This is a genomic window from Rhodobacter capsulatus (assembly GCF_005144475.1).
Lineage (GTDB): Bacteria > Pseudomonadota > Alphaproteobacteria > Rhodobacterales > Rhodobacteraceae > Rhodobacter > Rhodobacter capsulatus_C.
The window spans coordinates 71034-79494 of the sequence record NZ_SWJZ01000056.1 but is presented as its reverse complement, the minus strand read 5'-3'; the positions used below and the strand labels follow the sequence as shown (position 1 = coordinate 79494).

General features: G+C 67.1%; 6 protein-coding genes, 1 tRNA gene and 1 pseudogene. 2 read left to right on the top strand and 6 right to left on the bottom strand.

The annotated features are described in order from the left end of the window. The 5 genes and pseudogenes from FBT96_RS13475 to FBT96_RS20750 all read right to left on the bottom strand — a co-directional run. A pseudogene (locus FBT96_RS13475) lies at positions 1-909 on the bottom strand (translation initiation factor 2); the annotation flags it as partial. Positions 910-1075: 166 nt separating this feature from the next. Further along, entirely contained in the window at positions 1076-2359 is a 1284-nt protein-coding gene (locus FBT96_RS13470) for an O-acetylhomoserine aminocarboxypropyltransferase/cysteine synthase family protein (protein ID WP_136907492.1), read from the bottom strand. Positions 2360-2478: 119 nt separating this feature from the next. Next, positions 2479-4122 (bottom strand): calcium-binding protein, encoded by a 1644-nt coding sequence (locus tag FBT96_RS13465; protein WP_136907490.1) that lies wholly within the window; start codon positions 4120-4122, stop codon positions 2479-2481. 240 nt (positions 4123-4362) lie between these two features. Then, the gene (locus FBT96_RS13460) at positions 4363-5340 is read right to left on the bottom strand and encodes a hypothetical protein (protein ID WP_136907488.1); all 978 of its coding nucleotides are present in this window, start codon (positions 5338-5340) and stop codon (positions 4363-4365) included. A 94-nt stretch (positions 5341-5434) separates the two neighbouring features. Beyond that, a tRNA-Tyr gene (locus FBT96_RS20750) sits at positions 5435-5518 on the bottom strand. Between the two features lie 107 nt (positions 5519-5625). On the opposite strand from FBT96_RS20750, the gene rlmB reads away from it, so the two are divergent. Further along, positions 5626-6420 (top strand): 23S rRNA (guanosine(2251)-2'-O)-methyltransferase RlmB, encoded by a 795-nt coding sequence (rlmB, locus tag FBT96_RS13455; protein ID WP_136907486.1) that lies wholly within the window; start codon positions 5626-5628, stop codon positions 6418-6420. A 202-nt stretch (positions 6421-6622) separates the two neighbouring features. Further along, on the top strand, positions 6623-7042 hold the full coding sequence (locus FBT96_RS13450) for a CoA-binding protein (RefSeq protein WP_136907484.1): 420 nt from the start codon (positions 6623-6625) through the stop codon (positions 7040-7042). Between the two features lie 151 nt (positions 7043-7193). Here the strand turns inward: FBT96_RS13450 and FBT96_RS13445 are convergent, their stop codons facing one another. After that, the gene (locus FBT96_RS13445; RefSeq protein ID WP_136907482.1) at positions 7194-8378 is read right to left on the bottom strand and encodes a DegT/DnrJ/EryC1/StrS family aminotransferase; all 1185 of its coding nucleotides are present in this window, start codon (positions 8376-8378) and stop codon (positions 7194-7196) included. Positions 8379-8461: the final 83 nt, after the last annotated feature.

Sequence of the window (8461 nt, the reverse complement as noted above, 5' to 3'; positions counted from 1 at the left end):
GGCGGCAGGCGTGGTGGTGGGGGCCGCGACCTCGGCGGCGGCCGAGGCCTGCGCGGGCGGCACGACCGGCGCGGCAGCCGGTTCGGTGGCTGGTTCGGATTGCGGCGCCGGTTGCGTTTCGGCGGCCGGGCTTGGTGCCGGTTCGGCCGGGATCTGCGCCGCCGCTTCGGGGGCCGTCACAGCTTCGGGCTTTGCGACGGGTGCAGGTTTTGCCTCCGGCGCGGGCTTTGCCACCGGTGCAGGCTTTGCCACCGGCGCGGGCTCTGCGGCCGGTTCGGGCGGCGCGGCGGGCGCTTCCGCCGCGGGCGCGGGTTTCTTGGCGATCGGCGCGGCGACGGGCGCGGCGGGGGCCGCGGCGGCGTGCAGCAGATCCAGCGGCAGCGCCTCGGTGTCGCGCTCGATCCTTGCGCCCTGCGGCAGATGCGCGGGGGCGGTGGTGGTGATGCCGAACCAGGGCTCGCCCGCGAATTGCGCCGGATCGGGGGCGGCCACGAAGGACACCGGGAAGAAGCCGCAATCATCGGCAAAGGCCTCGGCCTCGGCCAGGGTCTCGCGAGCGACGACGGCGACCTGCACCACCTCGCCCTGACCGCACCAGTCGAAGATCAGATCCGGCACCGCATAGGGCGTCATCCCCTCCAGCGCATCGGCGATCTGCCGACGCCGCACGGCGGATTGCGGCCCGGGGGCGGTGATCTCGGTGTAAAGGATCTGCGAGGCGGGCACGACGATCTTCGTGGTCACGCCGTCGGGGGCGCGCGTCTTTGCGGCGCGGCGCAGCGCGGTCAGCCGCTCGCCGAAATCGGGAGCGTCCAGCGCCACCTCGCCCACCAGCTCCCAGCCGCTCTTGCCGCGGTGAAGCAATCCGATACCGTCATGCGAGAGATTGAGGGCGAAGTTCGGTTTCATGCCTTGGCTTCAACACAGGGGCGGAGGCGCCCCGCGGGGCGTCGCAGCATTAACACAGGGACAGCGGCGCCGATACGGGCACCGCACAGGGAAAGCTAGGTAAAGCAGAAAACCGCGCATGAAAAGCCGCCCACCGGAAAGTGAGGGCGGCTTTTCGTTGCAGGCGTCAGGCGGTGGCGGCGGCCAGGGCCTGATCGAGATCGGCGATCAGATCGGCGGCATTCTCGATCCCGATCGAGAGCCGCACCACGTTCGGCGCCGCCCCCGCCTTGATCTGCTGGTCCTCGGTCAGCTGCCGGTGCGTGGTCGAGGCCGAATGGATGATCAGCGACCGCGCATCGCCAAGGTTCGCCACATGGCTGAACAACTTGAGATTGTTGACCAATTTCACGCAGGCCTCATAGCCGCCCTTGACCGCGACGGTGAAAAGCGCCCCCGCCCCCTTCGGGCAAAGCCGGTGCGCGCGGTCGTGCCAGGGCGAGGAGGGCAGCCCGGCCCAGGTGACGAATTCGATGCGCGGATCCTTGGCCAGCCATTCCGCCACGGCCTTGGCGTTCGCGACATGCTTGTCCATCCGCAGGCTGAGCGTCTCGATCCCCATCAGCGTGTAATGCGCGCCCTGCGGGTTCATCGTCATGCCCAGATCGCGCAGACCGACGGCGATCGAATGGAAGGTGAAGGCCATCGGGCCCAGCGCCTCGTGGAATTTCAGCCCGTGATAGGCCGGTTCGGGCGCCGAAAGGCTGGGGAACTTGCCGCTGGCCGACCAGTCGAACTTGCCCGAATCGACGATCACGCCGCCGGTCACCGTGCCGTTGCCGGTCAGGTATTTCGTGGCGGAATGGACCACGAGGGTCGCGCCGTGCTCGATCGGGCGGCAGAGGTAGGGCGAGGCCAGCGTGTTGTCGACAATGAGCGGCAGGCCGACCTTTTGCGCCACCGCGGCGACGGCGGGCAGGTCGGTGATGTAGCCGCCCGGGTTCGAGATCGATTCGCAAAAGATCGCCCGGGTGTTGTCATCCACCGCCGCTTCCAGCGCCGCCAGATCGTCGAAATCGACGAAGGTGCAGGACCAGCCGAAGCGTTTGATGGTTTGCGAGAACTGGGTGATCGTGCCGCCGTAAAGCCGGGTCGAGGCGACGATGTTCAGCCCCGGCCCCATCAGCGGGAACAGCGCCATGATCTGCGCCGCATGGCCCGAGGAACAGCAGACCGCCCCCACGCCGCCTTCCAGCGCCGCGACCCGCGCCGCCAGCGCCGAGACGGTCGGATTGGTCAGGCGCGAATAGATGTAGCCCACTTCCTGCAGCCCGAACAGGCGCGCCGCATGGTCGGCGTCCTTGAAGACATAGGACGTGGTCTGGTAAATCGGCACCTGCCGCGCGCCCGTCGCGGGATCGGGGGCGGCGCCGGCGTGAATTTGCAGCGTGTCAAAGGCTTGGTCGGTCATCGGGGTCTCCCTGAATGGTCGCGGGCGAGCCTATCCGCCCGCCCGTGCCCCTTCAAACACATTCAGCTTCTCAGATGTGGCGCCTTCGCCGATATGGGCGTATCCGCCGACAGGGCCGGTCAGATCAGCATGATGTCGGCGCTGGTCAGCGTCGCGCCCGCCTGCAGGTCGGCCACCAGCACCGCCGCGCCCGCCCCCGTGCCATCGGCATCGAACCAGAGCGTCGTGTCGGTGGTGCGGAAGATGAAGCGGTCATCGGCATCCTGCGCCAGGTTGTCGGCGCGGGTGAGGAAGGCAGAACCGGCCAGCGTGCCGGTCGCAAGCCCGCCGCCGAAGGCCGAGGCCACGATCCGGAACGAGTCGTTGTTGCCGGTGACGGCACCGAAATCGGTGATCACGTCGCCGCAATCGGACAGGACGGTGAAGCGGAAAAGGTCGTTGCCCATCCCGCCGGTCAGCGTGTCGGCGCCCGCGCCGCCGGTGAAGGCGTCATTGCCCGCGGCGCCGTCGATCCGGTCGGCGCCGCCCAGACCGGCCAGGCTGTTGTCGCCCGCCGAGCCGCGGATCACGTCGCCGCGCTGCGATCCAAGGACGTTCTCGAAGCTGATGTAGCTGTCGCCCAGCGCCGTGCCGTCATTGGCGAAAGTGCCGTCAAGCGCCACCGTGACCGCGGCGCCGAAGCGGAAGTCGAGCAGGTCAAGCCCCGCGCCGCCGTTGAAGGTCTCGGCCGCCTGGGCATTGCCGATGAAGGTGTCGTCGCCGTCGCCGCCATCGACGCTGCCGTCCAGCGCGCCGCTGCGCCCGTCGTAGCGGTCGGCCCCGGCGCCAAGGCCGACATCGCCGCTGATCTGGCCGCCCGAATTGACCAGCACGTCATCGCCGTCGCCCATCTGCACCGCGCCGTCGATGGTGCCGCCGACATTGCGCAGGGTGTCCTGGCCCGCGCCCATCGTCACATCCCCGGCAAGCAGCCCGCGGTTGAGCAGCAGATCGGCGTTCTGGCTGCCCGCATAAGAGGCCTCGCCGCCGCTGATCGTGCCGTCGTTCACCACCCGGATCAGCCCCTGCCCGGCATTCACCAGCTCCAGATTGATGCCGCAATCCTGCGCCGAGGTGATCTGGCCGAAATTCCGCACCACCGCCCCGCCGCCATAGGACCCCAGCCGCACCCCGGCGCCATCGCTGGACATCGCGGTCAGCTCGCCCTCGGCCAGATTGGTGATCCGGCCGTTGCCGCCCTCGCTGAAGACGGCGTTGTTGTAGCGTGTGGTGTTCGCGGCATCCGAGGCGGCATTCGCCGTGACGATGCCCGAATTGACGAAACTGTCGCCGGTGCTCGAATACAGGTTCATGAACACGCCGGAGGCCGCGTCGATCCGCCCGGTGTTGACGATCATGTTGTGGCCCGAAGACAGCACGCCGATGGTCATCGGGGCGGAAATGGTTCCGGCATTGCTCAGGCTCGATCCGGTCCCGGCAAGGTAGATGCCAAGCTCCCCGGGGCTCGGTTGCGAGGTGTAAAGCATGCCCCCCGCGGCGATCGACACGGCGGTCTCGTCACCGTAAAGATACAGCCCGCGTGTGCCGAAGACCGTGCCGAGGATCGACAGGGTCAGGCTGGTGGCGAAGGTTTCCTGGATCGCCGCGGTCGTTGTCGACCCCAGCGTCGCGCCCGCCAGAACGATCAGCTGCTCGCCGTTTGCGGAATAGGTGAATCGGTATCCTGTGCCGATGGAATCTGTCGTAACGAAACTCGTTGGCATTTGTTCCCCCCTGGACATGGGCCGCAATGGGTGACGCCCGGGCGAAGATCCGAGTCCGGCACCGACCCTTGGCGCTTCGAGGTCCGCAGCGCCTTGGATCCGCAGGATATCGAAGCTGGTCCGCGTTGCCCCGGACCGGATGCGAGCGTCACCGGATGCGCGCCTCTCGGGGCAAGGGTCGCGCCTTTGTGGCGTTCTGGCAAGTCAGGGATACCTGCCGTGCGTCACTATGGAGCAGGCTCAGCGCAGCCAGAGCTTTTCGCGCTTGATCGCGTTGCGCAGCATCGATTCCCGCCGCGGCAAGGCGTTCCGGTCGATCTTTGCGCGCAGTTTCAACCCCTTGCGCTGGAAGATCAGCTTCCTCGCCGGTTCGTGCAGCCGCAAGATCCGCTTCACCGGTTGCGGCGCGCAGATCGCTTCGAGCCGCGCCACCACCGCGTCGCTTTCGCGCGCATAAAGCAGCGGCAGGGCGCGGTAATGGCAGGTCACGTCGCCATCAAGCCCCGCCAGCTCCGGCCCCGGCCGGCCGCCGCCGAAACTGTGGATCACCAGCGGCAGCGCCACCTGATCGAGCCAGGGATCAAGCGACTGGCTGGCCAGCTCATCGGGCGTGTCCCAGCGGATCGCATGGGCATAATGCAGGAAGCGCTTGCCGAAGGCCTGGGCATCGGCGCCAAAGAACCAGCCCGCGTTGAAATAAAGATAGCGCTGCCAGTAGTTTTCATACTGGCTCTTGTCGAGCGAGCTGTCGAAATCGAGCCCGAACTTGTCATAAAGGCTCTTCCAGATCGCCGTGTAATCGGCACCGTAAAGCTGCGGCTCGGGCCAGGTTCCCTCGCGCCGCATCGAGGCCGAGGGGCGGTCGAAATCGAAGCCCACCTGCGCCAGCGGTGCCAGAAACAGCGTGTCGGTGTCGAAAAAGACAAAGGGCCCCGCGGGCAGGGCGGCCATCGCCTCGATCTTGTTGCCGTGCGGGTAACTTTCGCCGAAATGCCGGTTCTCGAAGGGCAGGATTTCGACGCCGTGATCGGTCAGGAAGCGGCGCACCGGATCCGAGATCGCCACCGGCCCGGACCATTTCGCCCCCGAAGGTTCGGCGGCGATCAGACGGCCCTTGAAATCGGGATTCGCGGCGCGGAACGAGGCTGCGAAGATCAGCGCCTCGTATTCCAGCCGCCCGGCCTGCACGATGAAGAAAACGTTGTAATCCGGCTGCATCTGCTCGCGCCCGCTGCAATCAATGGCGTCACAGTAGCGGGATTTGCGCGCCGCACAAGCGGCAGTGTCGGCATCATCACCACTTGGAGGGAAGTGGTGGGTGACCCTGGAATCGAACCAGGCGTGGGTCTCCCCGGCGGAGTTACAGTCCGCTGCCGCACCTTGCAGCTCGTCACCCGACGTGGGGCGATGTAACGAAGGGGGCGGGGGGCGTCAAGCAGCATTTTCGCGCCCCCTTGCCAAAGCGGGTCTTGCAGCGCACAGAGGTCGAAACAGAGGTGCAAGATGAAGAAACCGGACTGGGTGATCGAGAAGGAACGCGCCAAGCGGGCCGCGGCGGCGGAAACGCTGTGGCTCTTCGGTCTGCATGCGGTGCGCGACGCGCTGATGAACCCGGCCCGGGTCAAGCTGCGGCTGGTGCTGACGAAGAACGCCGCCGACAAGCTGGGCGAGGCGATCGCGGCGGGCGGGCTGGAGCCCGAGATCATCGAGCCGCGCAAATTCGACGCGCAGGTGCCGCTGGGCCCCGATCAGGTGCACCAGGGCGCCGCGCTGGAGGTGAAACCGCTCGACTGGGGCAAGCTTGCCGATGTCGCGCTGACTGGCGAGGGGCTGCCGCTGGTCGTGTTGCTGGACCGGGTCACCGATCCGCATAACGTCGGCGCGATCCTGCGCTCGGCCGAGGTTTTCGGCGCCCGCGCCGTCGTCGCGCCCGCGCGCCATTCCGCGCCCGAAACCGGGGCTTTGGCCAAGACCGCCTCGGGGGCGCTGGAACGGCAGCCCTATCTGCGCATCACCAATCTTTCCGACGCGATGGGCGAGCTGCGCGACATGGGCTATGTGCTGATCGGTCTGGCGGGCGAGGCCACGATGACGCTTGCCGAGGGGCTGGCGCAGGTGGGCACGCGGCCGGTGGCGATCGTTCTGGGCGCCGAGGGCCCGGGGCTGCGCGAAAAGACCCGCGAGACCTGCGATCATCTGGTGCGGGTGCCCTTTGCCGGGGCCTTCGGCTCGCTCAACGTGTCGAATGCGGCGGCGGTGGCGCTTTATGCCGCGACCAGCGCCCGCAGCGGCGGCTGACGGACAGGAGACGGAGATCACGAAAGGGCGATTTCCGCGGAATCTTTGGCTGCGACCCTTTAACGCGGCTTTCACACTCCTATGTCTCAGTGGTGAGACGCGGATCCGGAACCTCCGCGTTGACTGTCACTGTCCCTCGTTCCGCACTTTCGCGCCCGGTGCCCCCTGTGGTCCGGGCGCTTTTTCTTGACCGGAGGCGCCGATGCGTGATGCCGAGCTGCGCGAGATCCTGACCACGACCCGCACGATTGCGCTTGTGGGCTTTTCCGCCAATCCCGACCGCCCCGCGCAGGCGGTGGCGGCCTTTCTGCAGGCGCGCGGCTACCGGGTGATTCCGGTCAATCCGGGGCTGGCCGGGCAAAGCGCGCTGGGCGAGACGGTCTATCCCGATCTGGCGGCGATCCCGCAAGAGATTGTCATCGACATGGTCGATGTCTTCCGCGCCCCCGAAGCCGTGCCCGGGGTGGTCGAGCAGATGCTGACCCACCGCCCCGAGGCTCGGGTGCTCTGGCTGCAGCTTGGGGTGATCCACCCCGAGGCGGCGGCGCGGGCCGAGGCGGCGGGCAAGCTCGTGGTGATGGACCGCTGCCCGAAACTCGAGATCGCGCGGCTGGGGATGTGAGAGGGGGGCTCTGCCCCCCGGCTTGCGCCCCCCCCGGGATATTTGCGCCAAGGTGAAATCAGCGCCCCGGGTTTTGTTTCACCTTGGTGCAAATATCCCGGGGGTGAATTTGCGCGGCCGCGCAAAGAGGGGGCAGCGCCCCTTCCTTGCCTCAGCCTTTCACTGCCGCTGCGGCTTCGACGATGGCGGAGGCGATGAAATCCAGCTCGGGCCGGGTCAGCCGCGCGGGCAGGCGGGTGTCGCAGGCGCGCATCAGCATCGCGCGGGTTTTCGGCAGATCGGGCTGTTCGCCCAGAAACTGCCAGTTCCAGAAGGCGCGGGCATTGTCGGGGGAAAGCCCGAAGACCTGCACGGAAACGCCGCGGGCTTTCGCCTCGTCCTGCAGCCGGATCGCTTCCGCATCGGTCCAGTCGCCCACCAGATTGAACTGCAGGCTGTCGGGCGCGCGGGTTTCCGGGGCAAGCGGCGGCGGCACGTCCAGCCAGGGGCTTTGGTTCAGCTTTTCAGCCACATAATCATGGTTGGCCAGCCCCGCCGTGACACGCCGCTCCAGCTCGGGCAGTTGCGGGCGGATCACCGCGGCCGATAGGTTCTGCATCCGCGTGTTGTAAAGCGGCAGCTTGTTTTGCCAATGCACGAAGCTGTTCTGCAGCCCCGGGTGTTTCTTCCAGTTCTGCTCATAGGCGCCCGACATGATGATCGCCCGGGCGGCCAGTTCCGGGTCATCCGTCACCAGCACGCCGCCTTCGCCCGCGTTCACCATCTTGTAGCTCTGGAAGCTGAAACAGCCGATCTTGCCGAGCGTGCCGATCTTGCGCCCGTGCCAGAGCGTGCCCAAGGAATGCGCGGCGTCTTCGATCACCGGCACGCCTTTCGCATTTGCCAGCTCCAGGATCACATCCATGTCCGAGGTGTGGCCGCGCATGTGGCTGATCATCACCGCCGCGATCGTGTCGTCGAACTTGGCGCGGAAATCGTCCAGATCGATGCGGAAATTCGACCCCACCTCGACCAGCACCGGTTCGCAATCGGCATGGACGATCGCCGATGGCACGGCGGCAAAGGTGAAGGCGGGCACCAGCACGCGGGCGCCGCGCGGCAGGTCCAAAGCTTTCAGCGACAGGAACAGCGCGGCAGAGCAGGACGCGACACAGACCGCATAACGCACCCCCAACAGCGCGGCAAATTCGGCCTCCAGCTGCGCCACCGGCGCATTGTCCGAGGTGTAGCGGAACAGATCCCCGGTGGCGAGCAGCCGCTCGATCTCGGCACGGGCGGCCTCGGGGATCGGTTCGGCATCATAGCAATTCGGAGGGGTCTGACCGTCGCGGGGCATGTTCAGCTTTCCTGAATGTGACATTCAGAAACGCTTTAGACCCGTGCCCCGCGCCCGCCAAGTGAAAGTTTCGCGACGTGGCC

Excerpts from the sequence above, each read along its gene's own strand:
- FBT96_RS13470 (WP_136907492.1), bottom strand. The coding sequence starts at position 2,359 with ATGACCGACCAAGCCTTTGACACGCTGCAAATTCACGCCGGCGCCGCC.
- FBT96_RS13465 (WP_136907490.1), bottom strand. The coding sequence starts at position 4,122 with ATGCCAACGAGTTTCGTTACGACAGATTCCATCGGCACAGGATACCGA.
- FBT96_RS13460 (WP_136907488.1), bottom strand. The coding sequence starts at position 5,340 with ATGCAGCCGGATTACAACGTTTTCTTCATCGTGCAGGCCGGGCGGCTG.
- rlmB (WP_136907486.1), top strand. The coding sequence starts at position 5,626 with ATGAAGAAACCGGACTGGGTGATCGAGAAGGAACGCGCCAAGCGGGCC.
- FBT96_RS13450 (WP_136907484.1), top strand. The coding sequence starts at position 6,623 with ATGCGTGATGCCGAGCTGCGCGAGATCCTGACCACGACCCGCACGATT.
- FBT96_RS13445 (WP_136907482.1), bottom strand. The coding sequence starts at position 8,378 with ATGCCCCGCGACGGTCAGACCCCTCCGAATTGCTATGATGCCGAACCG.